Raw genomic sequence first — 16,643 nt, 5'->3', positions numbered from 1 at the left:
GATGTGATCAGCGCGCCGTCCGGAGCTCCAGCAGAGAGATCTCGGGCGGCGCGCCGATGCGTACAGGGGGACCCCAGGCGCCGGCGCCGCGGGTGGTGTACAGCGTGGTGTCGCCGATGGTGTCGAGGCCCTGGACCGAGGGCTGTTGCAGCGGTACGAGATACATGATCGGCCAGATCTGTCCGCCGTGAGTGTGGCCGGAGACCTGCATGTCCACACCGAGATCGGACGCCTGCGTCGCCTGCTTGGGCTGGTGCGCCGAGAGCAGCTGGAAACGGGCCGGGTCGGTGCCCTCGAGGGCTGCCGCCAGATCCGGCTCGTACGGTTCCGGCGCCGTGAGGTCCTCGATGCCGACCAGGTCGATCGTGTCGACGCCGCGGGTGAGCGGGACCGTCTCGTTGCGCAGGACCCGCAGTCCCAGCGAGTCGTACAGGTCGAGCCACGCGCCGCCGTCGCCCGCGTAGAACTCGTGGTTGCCGCTGGTGACCACGACACCCAGCGGCGCCGACAGTTCGCTCAGCGGAGCCAGCGCCGGGCCCACGAGGTCCACGGTTCCGTCGACGAGGTCCCCGGCGATGATGACGAGATCCGGCTTCTCCGCCATGAGGGTGTCGACGACCCCCTGCACGAACGCCTCGCCGCGCGCCGGGCCGACGTGCAGGTCGGACACCAGTCCCACCCGCACACCGTCGAACGACGCGGGCAGTGCTGCGAGTTCGACTGTCGTCCGGGTCACCTTCGGGGTGGCGGCCGCGACGACTCCGTACGCGACGGCCACCACGGTGCCGAGGACGAGAACGGCGGTGGCGGGACGCACGAAGGTGCGCCGTGCGGACACCCCGTCGCGGTGGGCGAGACGCGCTCCGATCCGCACCACCAGGGCGCCCACGGCGACCAGCAGGGAACCGAGGCAGAGGTACAGGAGTGCGGCGAGCCAGGTCAGACCCGGGTACGCGACGTAGCGGGCCCACGAGGGATCCAGTACCTCACCGCTGCCGATCCCGACCACCGCGGCGGCCCAGAACACCACGAGAACGGCATCTGCCGCGAGGCGCGCGGCGCCGGTGAGTCCGGTGGCCACCACCAGACGGCGGTGCAGGACGAACGTCACGATCGCCAGGAGCACGGCGAACGTCAGCATGCGAATCACGGGGAAGCCCTTCGGCATTCGGTGGAGATCGTCACCGGTCGGAGGACAATCGGTCGAGCGTGGCGGTGAGTGTGGGGTCGGAGGAGGACACCTCGACGAGGTCGCCTCCGGTCTGGCCCGTGAGGCTGCGCAGCGTCGCGATGTCCGAGTTCTGGGTCAGAGACACCACGTCGATGCGGACCGGACGCGCAGGGTCCGACGCGGCCGCGATCGACTGGAGGAAGGACGCGGCGGAGATCGAGGTGTCATCGTTCGGGCCGTCGGTGACGAGAAGAACCGAGTTGGTCCCGTCGCCCGACCAGTTCTGCACCGCCGATTCGTAGGCCGCCTGCACGGAGGCGTAGGTCGAGGTGGCGGTGGCGGGAGACAGACCGGCGAGAGAGCTGTCCAGTGCGGCGCGGGACTCGGAGTTCGCCTCCGTGAGCGGTACCTCCACCCGGTACGGCCGTGATCCGTCCAGTGCCCGGCTGTACGTCCACAGGCCGATCCGGCTGGTGTCGGGAACCGCGCCGATCACCTGACGCAGGGCGGACGTCACGTTGGTCAGGCGCGTGGCGGACCCGTCGATCGACTCCATCGATCCCGACACGTCGAGCAGGACGGTGGTGCTCGACGGGCGGGTGGGTGACGCGAGGGTGTCGAGCACCGCCGTGCGCGCCGCCGGCTCGGGCGACGCGGCGGGCTGACCGATCGCCGGGAACGTCAGTCCCGCCACCGACGGAGGTGTCGCCTCGGTGGTTCCGTCGGCGGTGGGAACGCGGAATCCCTGTCGCAGGAACGCCTGCTGCTGATCGGCTCCGCGGGCGAACTCCGCGAACGCGGCCGCAGCCGCGCGTCCGGTCGCATCACCGTCCGAGAGCACCACTGCAGGATGGTCGGCACTCGGCGTCGAACCGGCCGGGCGGAAGGCGGCCAGCTGCTGGCCCTCCGTGATCCGGCCGTACAACTGCTGTTCGGTGACCGGGACGGCGTGGACCGGGGCGGCCGCGGGGTCGTCGCCCTGCACCATCGCATCGAGAGCGGCCGCAGCATCGGCGGGCGGTGTGGGAGTCGCGTCCGTCGCCGCGCGGGAGAGCGCGGAGACCGCCGACACGACGGGCGCGGACGCAGCCTGATCGGCGGTCAGCGACGCGGTGGAGGCGGTGGGATCGACGACCGCCGCAGCCACCGACACCAGAGCCGCGGTGGTGGTCGACCCCGCCGGCAGTGCCGGTCGCAGGGATCCCCAGCCCGCGGCGCCGATGGCGTCGAGCGACTCGGGGGTGGCGGCGAGACGAGGCAGGTCGGCCCACCCCACGGCCGCCGCTCCCAGGGTGTCGGCGAGCGTCGGCGCGACGCCGAGGACGACGGGACTGGTGGCGAGAGACCGGGGGGTGCTGTCGACCCGCCGCGCGTCGATCAGCGGCGCCGCATCCGCCGAAGTCGCCGGAATCCACAGCGACGGACGAGGACCGGCCGCCGCGTCGGACGGATCGGCCGCGAGGGCCGCTGCCGCGACGTCCGACGCCGTCTCGGTCACCGTCGTGGTGACGCAGTGATCGCGCACCACCGGCGCCGTGGCGTCCCACGCCGCGGCGACCGTACGCACGGCGTCGGCGATGTCGGGATCGGCCGTGACGGCCAGCACGGCGTCACCCTCCACACAGGCCTTCGCGGCCTGCTCACCCTCGTCGGTGATGCGATCGCGCAGGGCGAACCAGCCCAGGACGGCCGCGACGAGCAGCACGAGAACGACGACGACCACGACGGGTCCGCGGCTCACACCGCGACGACCACCCGACGTGGACGCGGTGCGACGATGCTCTCCCACCCTCGGGACCCGTCCTCTCTCGTGCTGCTCCCGGCCTCCCCGTCAGGATGCCTGGTTCGCTGCCTTGTACTCGCGACGGCGCGCGTGGAGGATCGGCTCCGTGTACCCGTTCGGCTGCCGGGTTCCCTCGAGGATGAGGTCCTTGGCGGCGTTGAAGGCGATGTTGGAATCCGAGTTCTCGGCGAGCGGTCGGTAGGTCGGGTCGCCGGCGTTCTGCCGATCGACCACCGGCGCCATGCGCGTCAGCGAGGCGACGACGTCCTGCTCGGTCACGATGCCGTGACGGACCCAGTTGGCCAACAGCTGGCTCGAGATGCGCAGCGTCGCACGGTCCTCCATGAGCGCGACGTCCTCGATGTCCGGAACCTTGGAGCAGCCGACGCCGTGGTCGATCCACCGGACGACGTATCCCAGGATCGACTGGCAGTTGTTGTCGAGCTCACGCTGCTTGTCCTCGTCGCTCCAGGAGGTGTCGGCAGCCAGTGGGATCTCGAGGATGTCGTCGACCGTGGCGCGGCGAGCCTTCGCGATCTCCTCCTGGCGGGCGAAGACGTCGACCTGGTGGTAGTGGGTGGCATGCAGCGTGGCCGCGGTGGGCGACGGGACCCAGGCGGTGTTCGCACCCGCGCGCGGGTGACCGATCTTCTGCTCGAGCATGTCGTGCATGAGATCGGGCATCGCCCACATTCCCTTGCCGATCTGCGCCTTGCCCTCGAGGCCCGCCGCGAGACCGGTGTCGACGTTCCAGTCCTCGTAGGCGGCGATCCACTTCTGCTTCTTCATCTCGGCCTTGCGCACGACGGCTCCGGCCTCCATGGAGGTGTGGATCTCGTCGCCGGTCCGGTCGAGGAAGCCGGTGTTGATGAACACGACGCGTTCCTTCGCCGCGAGGATGCAGGCCGCGAGGTTGACCGTCGTGCGACGCTCCTCGTCCATGATGCCGACCTTGAGGGTGTTGCGGGGGAGGCCCACGACGTCCTCGACCCGCGCGAACAGCTCGTTCGTGAAGGCGACCTCGTCGGGACCGTGCATCTTGGGCTTCACGATGTAGAGCGAGCCGGTGCGGCTGTTGCTCAGCGCGACGTCGTCTCGCAGGCTGTGCTTGCCCGTCAGGGATGTCATGACGGCATCGAGAATGCCCTCGGGGATCTCGTTGCCGTCCTTGTCGAGGATCGCATCGGTGGTCATCAGGTGCCCGACGTTGCGAACGAACAGAAGCGACCGGCCGTGCAGCACGAGTTCGGAGCCGTCCAGAGCGGTGTAGACGCGATCCGGATTCATGGTGCGGGTGAAGGTCTTCCCGTTCTTCGACACCTCCTCGGCGAGATCGCCGCGCATCAGACCGAGCCAGTTGTGGTAGCCGAGCACCTTGTCGTCGGCGTCCACGGCGGCGACGGAGTCCTCGAAGTCCATGATCGCGGTGACCGCGGACTCGAGCAGCACGTCCTTCACGCCCGCGGCGTCGGTGCTGCCGATGGGACTCTCGGCGTCGATCTGCAGTTCGAAGTGCAAGCCGTTGTGGACGAACAGGATTCCGGTCGGTGCGGACGGCTCACCCGTGTAGCCGAGCAGCGAGTCCGGTGACGCGAGACCGACGGTGTCGCCGGAGGACAGGGTGACCGCCAGGGCGGACCCGTCGACGACGTACGACGTGGCGTCCGCGTGCGAGCCGGACGTCAGCGGCACCGCGTCGTCGAGGAACGTGCGAGCCCACGCGATGACCTTGTCGCCGCGCACCTTGTTGTAGCTGGTGCCCTTCTCCGCGCCGCCGTCCTCGGAGATGGCGTCGGTGCCGTAGAGCGCGTCGTACAGCGAGCCCCACCGGGCGTTGGAGGCGTTGATGGCGAAGCGTGCGTTGAGGACGGGGACGACCAGCTGCGGGCCGGCCGTCGTGGTGATCTCGGTGTCGACGCCCTCGGTCGTGATCGCGAACGCGGCAGGCTCGTCCTGCAGGTACCCGATCTCCTTCAGGAACGCCTTGTACTGCGCGCGGTCGTAGCCGGCTCCGGGGTGCTCGGAGTGCCAGGCGTCGAGCTTGCCCTGGATCTCGTCGCGGGCCTCGAGGAGCGCCCGGTTACGGGGCGCGAGATCCTCGAGGAGGGACTGCACACCCGCCCAGAACGCATCCTGATCCACACCCGTGCCGGGCAGAGCCTGCTTCTCCACGAACTCGTGCAGCACTGCCGCCACCTGCAGATTGCCGACCTGGACGCGTTCCGTCATCACAGCCCCTCACTTGACTCTCGCCTGTCGCGGCGTCGTGCCGCGCTGGATCGCCCCGATGTTACCCAGTGGTAGTGCGGAGCCCACCGGTGGTGGCGCGCGGGACGATCACGAGCAGGAATACCTGCGACCCCCACGGCGTCGTACTCGCCATGACGACATCGACGACTTCCCGCCCCGCCGACGCGAGCGGCACCTTCCTGCTCGGTGGAGACCTCGAGATCACCCGGCTCGGTTACGGCACCATACAGCTGCCCGGAGAAGGCGTCTGGGGGCCGCCGCGTGACCGCGACGAGGCGATCCGCGTGCTGCGGCGATCGGTGGAGCTGGGCGTGACCTTCTTCGACACCGCAGACAGCTACGGCCCGGAGGTGGCCGAGGACCTGCTCGCCGAGGCGCTGCGTCCCTACGCCGACGACATCGTGATCGCGACCAAGGCCGGGCTCACCCGGCAAGGCCCCGGGCAGTGGACCCCGGTCGGTCGTCCCGCATACCTCCGCCAGCAGGCCGAGTTGTCGCTGCGCCGTCTCGGTGTGGACCGCATCGACCTGTTCCAGCTGCACCGCATCGACCCGGACGTCGCGCTCGAAGATCAGGTCGGCGAACTGAAGGCGCTGCAGGACGAGGGCAAGATCCGGCACATCGGCCTCAGCCAGGTGTCCGTCGAGGAGGTGACACAAGCACAGAGGATCGCTCCGATCGTGTCCGTCCAGAACCTCTTCAACCTCACGGACCGCTCCTCCGAGGAGCTCCTCGACTGGTCGACCGAGCAGAACATCGGCTTCATTCCGTGGTTCCCGCTCGCCACCGGAAAGCTCACCGGCGAGGGCAGCCCGCTGACGGAGCTGGCCCAGCGGCACGGCGTCTCCGCGTCACAGCTCGCCCTCGCGTGGCTGTTGCGTCGATCCCCGGTGATGCTGCCGATTCCCGGAACGTCGTCGGTGTCCCACCTCGAGGACAACGTCGCCGCCGCGAGCATCGAGCTCAGCGACGAGGAGTTCGCCGAACTCTCGGCCGTGGGCGTCTGACCCGAACCGTCAGCGCAGATCGGCGAGCAGGCCGCCGATCGCGACTCGCAGAGCGGCGCCTCGTTCCGCGATCGCCGACTGGGCGCGCACGTACTCGGCGCGCCCGGTCGGGGTCTCGACACGCACGGGAGAGTAGCCGTACGCCGTGAGGTCGTACGGGCTCGCCCGCATGTCCAGTTCACGCGCCGTCATCGACAGCGCGAAGCAGTCGAGCAGCAGTTCGGACGGCAGCAGCGGTCCGAGCTTCGCCACCCACTTGTACAGATCCATCGAGGCGTGCAGGCAGCCCGGCTGTTCCGTCAGGAGCCGGTGCTCCGGCGTCAGCTCGAGCGCGTTCCGCGGGACCGCGTCCGGGGTGAAGAAACGGAACGCGTCGTAGTGGGTGCAGCGCAACGGCATCGACTCCACCACCGCGTCGGTGCCGTCGTGACCGAGGCGCAGCGGCACGTCGTGACGCAGAGCCTCGTCCCCGCCGCGGTAGACCATCGCCCACTCGTGCAGACCGAAGCAGCCCAGCTGCGCCGGGCGGGTGGCCGTCCGGCCGATCAGGATGCTCACGAACTCGATCGCGGACGACCGCCGGTCGAGGAACTCGGACGACACCGTGACGCCGGGTCGCCCGCCCACGGCGACGTCCACGTACCCGGAGCGTCCGCGGTAGTCCTCGATGCCCGCCCCGGTCAGTACCGAGCCGTGACCGGGGTGCCACCGGCGCAGATGGCCCGGCTTGAGGCTGTAGTAGGTGAAGAGGAAGTCGAGCACCGGATGCGGCTCGCCGACCGCGCGCCGCTCCAGGTAGGCACCGATCATCTCGTCCACCCGCTCGCCGTGAGCGTTCCGCCGAGGATGCCACGCGTCCGGTCCGAGAACGACGAGATCGGTGTCCGACACGACGGACGTCACGGCGCGTCGGGCCCGGGGACGACGTCCTCCACGAGGTGGGTGCCGTCACGCACCGTGCCGACGAACTCCTCGACGAGGTCCTCGAGAGCGACGATGCCGATGGTGCCCTTGCCCGTCTCCACCACGGCGCCGAGGTGACTCCGGCGGCGGCGGAGACCGGCCAACGCCTCGTCGAGAGGGGTGCGCGCGTCGATGATCGGCAGAAGGCGGACGTCCGAGCGCGGGATGATGGTCTCCGAGTCGGCCAGCGGGTCCGCCATCAGATCGAGGACGTCCTTGATGTGGAGATACCCGATCATGCCGTCGGTCTCGTCGCGGACCGGGTACCGCGAGAAACCGGTCTCGCGGACGGCCTCCTCGATCGCACCCAGCGTGGGCCCCTTGGGTCCGCAGACCACCGTGCGGGCCTTGTCCAGCGGGATGAGGACTTCCCGCACGGTGCGCCCCGACGTCTCGAGAGCCTGCGTCAGCCGGCGGTGCTCCTCCTCGTCGATGAGTCCCTCCGAACGGGACTCGCCGATCATGTCGGAGAGCTGATCCGCCGACACCGACGAGTCCAGCTCGTCCTTCGGCTCGACGCGCAACAACCGCAGTGTGCCGTTGGCGCACAGGTTGTAGAACGAGATCAGCGGCTTCGCGACGCGCAACCACCACAGATGCACGGGCACCAGCAACATCGCCGTCGCTTCCGGTCCGGCGATCGCGATGTTCTTCGGCACCATCTCGCCGATGAGGATGTGCAGGATCACCACGATGCCCAGGGCGAGGGCGAACCCGATGGGGTGCAGCAGGGAGTCGGGTACGCCGAGCAGCTCGAACGGACGCTCGATCAGGTGGGCCACGGCGGGTTCCGCCACGCGCCCGAGCAGGATCGAACAGATGGTGATGCCGAGCTGCGCGGCCGCGAGCATCATCGACAGGTTCTGACCGGCCTCGATGACCGTCTGAGCCCGTTTCTTGCCCTGCACCACCAGACTCTCGAGGCGGTCGCGGCGTGCCGAGATCAGAGAGAACTCCGCACCGACGAAGAAGGCGTTGAGGAGCAGGAGGACGACCGCGAGGCCGACGGCGAGAAGGTCACCCATCGAGGGCCTCCCGGTCGTGCTCGCGGACGGTCTCGGCGCGCAGCCGGGTGATCTCGTCCTCCGCGGCCGGGCGAACGAGGATCCGGTCGATCCGGCGCCCGTCCATCGCGTCCACGCGCGCGACCCAGCCGCCCTCGTCGGACTCGAGGTCTCCGCTCGGGGGCGGCAGGATGACCTGGTCGCCGGCGTCGGGGATGCGTTCGAACTGCGTCAACACCAGGCCACCGAGGGTGTCGTACTCGCCCTCGGGTGCCGCGTACCCGGTGAACTCGGTGACCTCGTCGATGCGCAGGAGTCCGGAGCAGAGCCACCCGTCGGCGACGCGTTGGACGTCGACCTCGCGGGTGTCGTGCTCGTCGCGGACGTCGCCGACGATCTCCTCGATGAGGTCCTCCATGGTGACGATGCCCGCGGTGCCGCCGTACTCGTCCACCACGATGGCGACCTGCATGCCGTCGGCGCGCACCCGTTCCATGACGGTGTCGCCGTCCAGGCTCGAGGGGACGTTGGGAACACGCTGCGCGAGGGAGCTGACCGTCGTTCCGGCGCGGCGCTCGGCGGGCACGGTGAACGCGTGCTTGATGTGCACGACGCCCACGGTGTCGTCGAGGTCGCCGTTGACGACGGGGAACCGGGAGAACCCGGTGCGGGCCGCGGTGTCGATGAGGTCGGCGACCGTGTCGTCCGCGGCGAGGGTCTCGATCTTCACGCGGGGGGTCATCAACTCCTCCGCCGTGCGCTCGCCGAACTGCAGCGAGCGGTCGACGAGGAGAGCGGTGCGCTGGTCGATGGAGCCGTGTTCCGCGGAGGAGCGCACCAGCGACCCGAGTTCCTGGGGCGAGCGCGCCGAACGCAGTTCCTCCGCGGGCTCGACGCCGAGGCGGCGGACCACCCAGTTCGCGGAACCGTTGAGACCGTTGATGGCCCAGCGGAAGACGAGGGAGAATCCTGCCTGCAGGCCGGCCGTCGCCCGCGCCACCTTCATCGGATTGGAGATGGCCATGTTCTTGGGCACCAGCTCGCCGAACACCATCGACGCCGACGTGGCGATGACGAGTGCCAGCACCAGTGACACGGCGCCGGCGAGCGAGTCGGACGCGCCGAGTGCCGTGGCGGCGGGGGTGATGAACCGCGCCAGCACCGGTTCGGCGATGTAGCCGGTGATCAGCGTGGTGATGGTGATGCCGAGCTGCGCACCGGAGAGCTGGAACGACAGCGTCCTGTGCGCGTGCTGGACCTGGCGGGAGCGCATGTCACCGTCGCGGGCCGCCGAGTCGACGGTGCTGCGTTCGAGTGCGGTGAGGGAGAACTCCGCGGCGACGAAGATCGCCGTTCCCGCCGTCAGCGCGACGAAGCCCACGAGGGACAGGATCGGAACGAGAACGGTCACGAGGGACACACCTCGCTGCGACTCGAGGTGGTCGTCGGGGAAGCGCCGGGTGAGCCCGGCGACCTAGAGGAGCCCTCCGGAGAGAGACCGCCGGACGACTCCCCGTCGGGGGAGGGGCGGTCTCGGGACGGTCGTTCCGGGGACGGAGTGCCGGACCCGGGGGTCGGCGTCGTCGTGGGTGCCTCGGGCACCGGTGTCCTTCCTGTCGTGTGGCGTTCGCGTGGAGGCGACGCCTGCGCCGCAGAATCGGCGCGTGTCACAGCGGTACCCGCTCGGGGGCGCCGCTATCGCACACATCGTATCGTCGCCGACCCGGAATCACCGAGTCGGCGGCGTGAGCACGAGTGCGGCCGAGATCACCAGCCGGACGGGAGCGGCCGCCCCTCGGCGAAGCCCGCCGCAGACTGGATGCCGAGCACGGCATCCCGATGCAGCTCCTCGAGCGAGCGCGCACCGGCGTACGTGCAGGTGCTGCGCACACCCGCGCAGATGTGATCGATGAGGTCCTCGACACCGGGCCGCTCCGGATCGAGGCGCATCCGCGAGCTGGAGATGCCTTCCTCGAACAGGCCCTTGCGCGCCTGGTCGAACGCGCTGTCCGCCGCGGTGCGTGCGGCCACGGCTCGCTTCGACGCCATGCCGAAGCTCTCCTTGTAGGCCACCCCGGCGGCGTCGACGCGGAGATCTCCGGGCGACTCGTGGGTGCCGGCGAACCAGGACCCGATCATGACGTTGGAGGCACCCGCAGCGACGGCGAGCGCGACGTCGCGGGGATGTCGGACCCCGCCGTCGGCCCACACGTGCTTGCCCAGCTCGCGCGCCGCGGCGGCGCACTCCTCGACGGCCGAGAACTGCGGGCGGCCCACGCCGGTCATCATGCGGGTGGTGCACATGGCGCCGGGGCCCACACCGACCTTGACGATGTCCGCGCCGGCCTCGATCAGGTCACGGGTACCCGCTGCGGACACGACGTTGCCGGCGACCAGGGGCACGCCCAGATCGAGCGCTGCGACGACGGCCAGCGCATCGAGCATCTTCTGCTGGTGGCCGTGGGCGGTGTCGAGCACCAGGACGTCGGCCCCGGCCTCGACCAGGGCGGCGGCCTTCGCGCCCACGTCACCATTGATGCCGACGGCGGCGGCGATGCGCAGGCGTCCGTCGGCATCGGTGGCGGGCCGGTAGATGCCGGCGCGGAGCGCACCGGTGCGGGTGAGCACTCCCGCGAGTGCGCCGTCCGGTCCGGTCAGCACGGCGAGGTTCTCGTGCCGGGCCTCGAGCTGCTCGAAGATCTCGCGGGGACTCGTGTCCACGGAGGCCGTCACGAAGTCCTTGTCCATCACCGTCGAGAGGCGCGCGAAGCGATCGACGTCCGTGCACGCCGCCTCGGAGACGATGCCCACGGCCGTGTCACCGTCCACGACCACGACGACGCCGTGGGCACGCTTGGGCATGAGGGCGAGAGCGTCAGAGACCGAGTCCTCCGCCGTCAACACGACCGGGGTGTCCGCCACCAGGTTCCGGCTCTTGACGAAGGAGACCGTCTCGGCGACGGCCGCGGTCGGCAGGTCCTGCGGGATGACGACGATGCCGCCGCGTCGCGCGACCGTCTCCGCCATCCGGCGGCCGGCCACGGCGGTCATGTTGGCGACGACGATGGGAATGGTGGTCCCTGAGCCGTCGACACTCGCCAGATCGACGTCGAAACGGGACGTGACCGTCGTGTGGTTCGGGACGAGGAACACGTCGTCGTACGTCAGGTCGTAGGGCGGGCGCTGGTCGCGAAGGAAATGCACGGGACGCCAGCGTACGCGACCGACGGATATATCTTGCGGCGGCGACGTCGAGGGTGGGTCAGACAACCGGGACGGCGTCGTCCGCACGCCCCTGCTCCCGCGAGAGAACCACGGTGGTCACGATCATGACGATCACGGCGGAGGCGACGACCACGCCGCGCAGTCCGTCGAGGCGGAGCCGTTCGTCGAGCACCACGATGCCGAGGAACACCGCCGCCAGCGGCTCGCACACGGTCACCGCCGGCAGCGACGCCGCGAGCGGACCGGCCTGGAACGCTCGCTGCTGCAGGTAGAAGCCCGAGACTCCCGCGGCGATCGACGCGTACGTCTGCCACGCGGTGAGGGCGCCGAGCAGATCGGACTCCACCAGGTCGGTGACGTACTTGGTGAACGCGACGGCGACGCCGAACAGCAGCCCACCGCCGACTCCGAGCAGCAGCGCCGCACGACCGGGCTCGCGCGTGAGCACACCGGCGACGGCGCCGACCAATGCCACCGCCACCACGGCGGCCAACGGCAGTGCCCACACCGACAGCGGCGCGTCGGCGGTGCCCTCGGTGGGGTCGCCGACCGCGACGAACGCCACCAACGCGACCGTGAGACCCACGGCCGAGATCCAGGTGGCGCGCCGCATCCGCAGACCGGAGTACTTCGCGGCGAGGGGAAGCGCGAACAGGAGCATGCTGACGAGCAACGGCTGCACCACGGACACCGACCCGACGGCCAGGGCCGCCACCTGCACCAGGTATCCGCCCAGGTCGCCGACCACCCCGGCCCACCACCGCGGGCTGCGCACGAGACCCGAGATCAACGAGTCGCCGTCCGCGACCGCCGACGCCGCCGTCTGCTGAGCGACGGCGGCGCAGGCGAAGAGAAATGCCGCGACGAGCGAGAGCCCGACCGCGAGCACGGACGAACTCACGGCGGAGGTCAGGCCTCGATCTCGGACCGGTCCTCGCTCCACAGGGTGTGGAACTTGCCGTCGGCGTCGATGCGCTCGTAGGTGTGCGCTCCGAAGAAGTCGCGCAGACCCTGCGTCAGCGCGGCGGGCAGACGTTCGGCGCGCAGTCCGTCGTAGTACGACAGGGCGGAGGCGAAGCCGGGCACCGGGATTCCGAGGAGTGTCGCGGTGGACACGACGCGACGCCAGCTGTCGACGGCGTTCTCGACGGCGTCACGGAAGTACGGCGCCAGCAACAGCGCGGGCAGTTCCGGGTTCTCGTCGTAGGCGTCCTTGATGCGGTTCAGGAACCGGGCCCGGATGATGCATCCTCCGCGCCAGATGGTGGCGAGATCGCCGGGGTGCAGATTCCAGTCGTACTCGGCCGAACCGGCGGCGATCTGATCGAAGCCCTGCGAGTAGGCGACGACCTTGGAGGCGTACAGCGCGGAACGGATGTCCTCGGTGAAGGTCTCGATGTCCTCGGGCTTCGCCGAGAGCGTTCCCGACGCCAGACCCTTGGACGCCTCGCGCTGGCCGCGCGCGCCCGAGAGTGCTCGAGCGAACACCGCCTCGGCGATGCCGGTGACGGGGACTCCGAGATCCAGCGCGGACTTGACGGTCCAGCGACCGGTGCCCTTCTGCTCGGCGGCGTCGACGATGACGTCGACCAGCGGCTTCCCGGTCTTCGCGTCCTTGTGGGCGAGCACCTGCGCGGTGATCTCGACGAGGTAGCTCTCGAGGTCGCCCTCGTTCCACTGGCGGAAGACGTCTGCGACCGCGTCCGGATCCATGCCCAGCGCGTCGCGTAGCAGGTTGTAGGCCTCACCGATGAGCTGCATGTCGGCGTACTCGATGCCGTTGTGCACCATCTTCACGAAGTGCCCGGACCCGTCGGGGCCGATGTGGGTGCAGCACGGGGTGCCGTCCACGTGTGCCGAGATCGACTCGAGCAGGGGCCCGACCGACTCGTACGACTTCGCGGGGCCGCCGGGCATGATCGAGGGGCCGTTGAGTGCACCCTCCTCGCCGCCGGAGATGCCGGCGCCGACGAAGAGAAGGCCGCGGTCCTTCAACGAGGACTCGCGGCGGATGGTGTCCGTGTAGAGGGCGTTGCCGCCGTCGATGATGATGTCGCCCTCGTCCATGACGCCGGCGAGTTCCTCGATGACCGCGTCCGTGGGATCGCCGGCCTTGACCATGATGACGACCTTGCGTGGCTTCTCGAGGCTGGCCACGAAGTCCTCGATGCTCTCGGACGCGACGAAGGTGCCGTCACTGCCGTGCGCGTCGAGCAGAGTCTGTGTCTTGGAGTAACTCCGGTTGTGCACCGCGACCACGTGTCCGTGGCGGGCGAAGTTCCGCGCCAGGTTGGACCCCATGACAGCGAGGCCGGTGACACCGATCTGGGCGAGAGGTGAAGAATCCGAGGAAGTCATTCCCCCAGCTTTCCCTGCCCGGCCCCGACGCGAAAGTCGGGGCCGGACAAGGACGGGAGAGCTGTCAGTCGCGCGCGGTGCCCGCAGCACGGCTGCGGAACCCGCCGGTGCGCGAAGCCGTTGCGCCCGTGCGGTTCTCGTCGCGGCCCTTGTAGCCACCGGTGGACTCGCCGCCGCGGTAGCCGCCGGTGCGGTTCTCGTCGCGGCCCTTGTAGCCACCGCTCGACTCACCGCCGCGGTACCCACCGGTGCGGTTCTCGTCGCGACCCCGGTATCCGCCGGAGTCGCCGCCGCGGTAGCCACCGGTGCGCGGGGATCCCGAGGCGCCGAAGCGCGAGGGGCCACTGGGACGCTCGCGACGCGGTGCCTCACGCACCGGCTCGCCGGACGGAGCCTTGGCTCCGGTGATGGAACCGAGCTCCACCGAACCGGGGGAGACGTCCACCGAGGTGACCTTCACCCCGGCCTGGCCGGTCAGCCGGCTGATGATGCGGCGCTGGTTGGGCAGCGCGATGGCGACGACGGTGCCCGCCGCACCGGCACGTGCCGTACGGCCGGCGCGGTGCATGTAGTCCTTGTGATCCGCGGGCGGATCGACGTGCACAACCAGGTCGATGCCGTCGACGTGGATGCCGCGTGCGGCGACGTCGGTGGCGACGAGCACGGGGGTGCGGCCGCTCTTGAAGCGGTCGAGCACGCGGGTGCGCTGGTTCTGAGCCTTGCCGCCGTGCAGCGACTCGGCGTGGATGCCCACGGCGCGCAGGCGATCGGTGATGCCGTCGCAGCCGAGCTTGGTGCGGGCGAACATGATGGTCCGGCCACCCTCGCGAGCGGCGATCTCGGACAGGACGATGTCCTTCTGTCCGCGGCCGACGTTGAGGATGTAGTGATCCATCGACTCGACGGCGGCCTTGCTGTCACCGGTCGAGTGCTGGACGTGGTCGGCCAGGAACTGGCGGACCAACGACTGGACCTCGCGATCCAACGTGGCGGAGAACAGCATGCGCTGGCCACCGTTCGCGGTCTGTCCGAGGATGTCGCGCACCTCGGGCAGGAAGCCCATGTCGGCCATCTGGTCGGCCTCGTCGAGTGCGGTGATCTCCACTGCCTCGAGGACGCAGGTGCCCTGACGCAGGTGATCGCCGAGGCGTCCGGGGGTGGCGACGAGAACGTCGACACCGCGACGGAGCTGATCGGCCTGACGACCGAACGGGGTGCCGCCGACGGCCGGACGCACGCTCAGTCCGAGGACGGTGGCGTAGGACTGCAGCGAGTCGACGACCTGGAAGGCGAGCTCGCGGGTGGGGACCAGCACCAGTGCGCGGGGACGCTTCGCGGCGGGCTTGGTACCGGTCGACGCCAGGCGGGCGAGCATCGGCAGACCGAACGCGAGCGTCTTGCCCGATCCGGTCTGTGCGCGGCCGAGAACGTTACGGCCGGCGAGGGCGTCGGTGATGGCCATCTTCTGGATGGGCGAGGGAACGGTGATGCCGTTCTTGGCGAGCGCCGCGACGATGGCCGCGGGAAGTCCGAGGTCGGAGAACGTGGTCTCGGACGCCTCGGGAGTGCTGGTGGCAGCAACAGAAACGGGGGTGGCGCTGGTCAACGCGGTGGTACCTCTCGGGGTTGCAGGCGCGTCGGTGCACAGCAACGATGAATCACCGCGCAGCGTGACGAGCCAGGGCACACATCACCTGGTCATCGATGCGCAAGCGGAGCTCGGGCGCAATGTGAGGTGTCTTGTCACCGGTACGACTCCGTGGCGTCCACGAGGGGACGGATCGGAGCGACGGCGAAATTTGTGCCATATCGACTAACGGATGGTTCTGATGAACCACCGGTAACACTACGCGACGAGTGGTGCCGATGCCGACTCGTGTGAGCCAGTAGTCACGAACCGTGTCGTGCGAGGCGCGTCAGCTCGGTCAACCACGGCACGGCGACGTAGATGGTCGGCACCACGAGGATGGCCGCCGACGCGAGATAGGCGAGAGTGGCGACACCCGGGGTGGAACCGGGAGTGGCCAACCGGCGCACCCGCACCAGCGTGCTCGGCCCACCCGCGGCCAGAGCTCCCCGCGGCGCCGACGATCCCGAGCAGGCCACGAGAGCGCGGGCGAGGGGACGAGGGCCCGTGACGCGCACCGCGGAATCGTCCGCGAGCAGCTCGACCAGCAGCTGCACCGACCCCAGCGCGGACCGGCTGCGCACGACGTGCGGGAACGCCTGATTGACGGCCATGAACGCCTCGAGAACGAGATCGTGCCGCGCGCGCAGGTGGGAGCGTTCGTGGGTCAGGATGGCGGCCAGCTCGTCGTCGTCCAGGTTGGACAACGTGCCCTCGCTGACCACGACGCGTTGCCGCAGTCCGGGCAGGCAGTAGGCGATGGGGTCGAGGCTCTCGAGGACCCGCACGTCGGTTCCGTGGGCACTGGTCTCGCCCGCACTGCGATCGAGGATGTCGACCAGCGTGCGGTGTCGCGCACGCCGTCGTCGGGTCTTGATCGCCACCAGGGACGTGGCCCAGACGAGCCGCGCACCGATGACGAGGGTGATCGCGAGCACCGTCACGTAGAGGATCCACAGCGGGAGGCCGAGGGCGTCGATCTCGGCCGTCGGCGCCGTGGTGGGCCGGCCGTCCGGTCCGGGGACGAGCAGCTGGCTCGCGATCGCGAGACCGGAACTGAAGGCCGAGAGCACCGCGGCGAGTGCGATCGCCTGCCACAGCACCAGGGCGGCGCGCGGTGTCCGGTGCGGCCATGTCGCACGGGACAGCATCGCGGGAACCGGTCCCGTCAGGATCAACGCGAGTACCGCGAAGACCAGTGCTGTCGGTGCGTTCATGTCCTCACCGTCGTGTGGGAGGGAGCGTCGAGGGTCGA

Annotated in this window: 12 protein-coding genes; 1 reads left to right on the top strand and 11 read right to left on the bottom strand. The window is 69.9% G+C overall.

Annotated features, from left to right (window positions below; translation table 11 throughout):
- Window positions 1-7: 7 nt before the first annotated feature.
- From QE397_RS09915 to QE397_RS09905, 3 genes are read right to left on the bottom strand one after another with little or no spacing between them, the layout of a single operon-like run.
- On the bottom strand, window positions 8-1,150 hold the full coding sequence (locus QE397_RS09915) for a metallophosphoesterase (protein WP_307093117.1): 1,143 nt from the start codon (window positions 1,148-1,150) through the stop codon (window positions 8-10).
- A 31-nt stretch (window positions 1,151-1,181) separates the two neighbouring features.
- Entirely contained in the window at window positions 1,182-2,960 is a 1,779-nt protein-coding gene (locus QE397_RS09910; RefSeq protein ID WP_307093115.1) for a VWA domain-containing protein, read from the bottom strand.
- Window positions 2,961-3,002: 42 nt separating this feature from the next.
- The gene (locus tag QE397_RS09905) at window positions 3,003-5,183 is read right to left on the bottom strand and encodes a malate synthase G (protein WP_307093113.1); all 2,181 of its coding nucleotides are present in this window, start codon (window positions 5,181-5,183) and stop codon (window positions 3,003-3,005) included.
- A gap of 152 nt (window positions 5,184-5,335) precedes the next feature.
- Between QE397_RS09905 and QE397_RS09900 the strand changes: the two genes are divergently transcribed.
- A complete protein-coding gene (locus tag QE397_RS09900; RefSeq protein ID WP_307093112.1) occupies window positions 5,336-6,211 on the top strand; it encodes an aldo/keto reductase in 876 nt (291 codons plus the stop codon).
- A gap of 9 nt (window positions 6,212-6,220) precedes the next feature.
- Here the strand turns inward: QE397_RS09900 and QE397_RS09895 are convergent, their stop codons facing one another.
- The 8 genes from QE397_RS09895 to QE397_RS09860 form a co-directional block, all read right to left on the bottom strand.
- Window positions 6,221-7,114, bottom strand: coding sequence for a 3-methyladenine DNA glycosylase (locus tag QE397_RS09895; RefSeq protein WP_373425221.1), 894 nt, complete (start codon window positions 7,112-7,114; stop codon window positions 6,221-6,223).
- Window positions 7,111-8,199 carry a hemolysin family protein gene (locus tag QE397_RS09890; protein WP_204867319.1) on the bottom strand — a complete coding sequence of 363 codons (1,089 nt, stop codon included), beginning with the start codon at window positions 8,197-8,199 and terminating at the stop codon, window positions 7,111-7,113. Before QE397_RS09890 ends, QE397_RS09895 begins: the two co-directional genes overlap by 4 nt.
- Entirely contained in the window at window positions 8,192-9,589 is a 1,398-nt protein-coding gene (locus QE397_RS09885) for a hemolysin family protein (RefSeq protein ID WP_307093109.1), read from the bottom strand. The genes QE397_RS09890 and QE397_RS09885 overlap by 8 nt, the downstream gene beginning before the upstream one ends.
- 356 nt (window positions 9,590-9,945) lie before the next feature.
- Window positions 9,946-11,382 (bottom strand): GuaB1 family IMP dehydrogenase-related protein, encoded by a 1,437-nt coding sequence (locus tag QE397_RS09880; protein ID WP_222631279.1) that lies wholly within the window; start codon window positions 11,380-11,382, stop codon window positions 9,946-9,948.
- Window positions 11,383-11,440: 58 nt separating this feature from the next.
- Window positions 11,441-12,304 carry a DMT family transporter gene (locus QE397_RS09875; protein ID WP_307093107.1) on the bottom strand — a complete coding sequence of 288 codons (864 nt, stop codon included), beginning with the start codon at window positions 12,302-12,304 and terminating at the stop codon, window positions 11,441-11,443.
- 8 nt (window positions 12,305-12,312) lie between these two features.
- A complete protein-coding gene (gene gndA / locus QE397_RS09870) occupies window positions 12,313-13,761 on the bottom strand; it encodes an NADP-dependent phosphogluconate dehydrogenase (RefSeq protein WP_027505429.1) in 1,449 nt (482 codons plus the stop codon).
- 64 nt (window positions 13,762-13,825) lie between these two features.
- Complete coding sequence (locus tag QE397_RS09865) at window positions 13,826-15,367, bottom strand: DEAD/DEAH box helicase (protein WP_307093105.1); 1,542 nt, start codon at window positions 15,365-15,367, stop codon at window positions 13,826-13,828.
- 284 nt (window positions 15,368-15,651) lie between these two features.
- Window positions 15,652-16,605: a M56 family metallopeptidase gene (locus QE397_RS09860; RefSeq protein WP_027505428.1), complete on the bottom strand. Its 954-nt coding sequence runs from the start codon at window positions 16,603-16,605 to the stop codon at window positions 15,652-15,654.
- Window positions 16,606-16,643 lie beyond the last annotated feature (38 nt).

The sequence above is a fragment of the Rhodococcus sp. SORGH_AS_0301 genome (genome assembly GCF_030818285.1).
In the GTDB taxonomy this organism is placed as follows: Bacteria; Actinomycetota; Actinomycetes; order Mycobacteriales; family Mycobacteriaceae; genus Rhodococcoides.
The sequence above is the reverse complement of the archived record's forward strand: the minus strand, read 5'-3'. Positions and strand labels throughout refer to the sequence as shown.

Bases quoted from the DNA above. Each gene is read 5' to 3' on its own strand.
- QE397_RS09905 (WP_307093113.1), bottom strand. From the start codon at position 5,183: ATGACGGAACGCGTCCAGGTCGGCAATCTGCAGGTGGCGGCAGTGCTG.
- QE397_RS09900 (WP_307093112.1), top strand. From the start codon at position 5,336: ATGACGACATCGACGACTTCCCGCCCCGCCGACGCGAGCGGCACCTTC.
- QE397_RS09890 (WP_204867319.1), bottom strand. From the start codon at position 8,199: ATGGGTGACCTTCTCGCCGTCGGCCTCGCGGTCGTCCTCCTGCTCCTC.
- gndA (WP_027505429.1), bottom strand. From the start codon at position 13,761: ATGACTTCCTCGGATTCTTCACCTCTCGCCCAGATCGGTGTCACCGGC.
- QE397_RS09860 (WP_027505428.1), bottom strand. From the start codon at position 16,605: ATGAACGCACCGACAGCACTGGTCTTCGCGGTACTCGCGTTGATCCTG.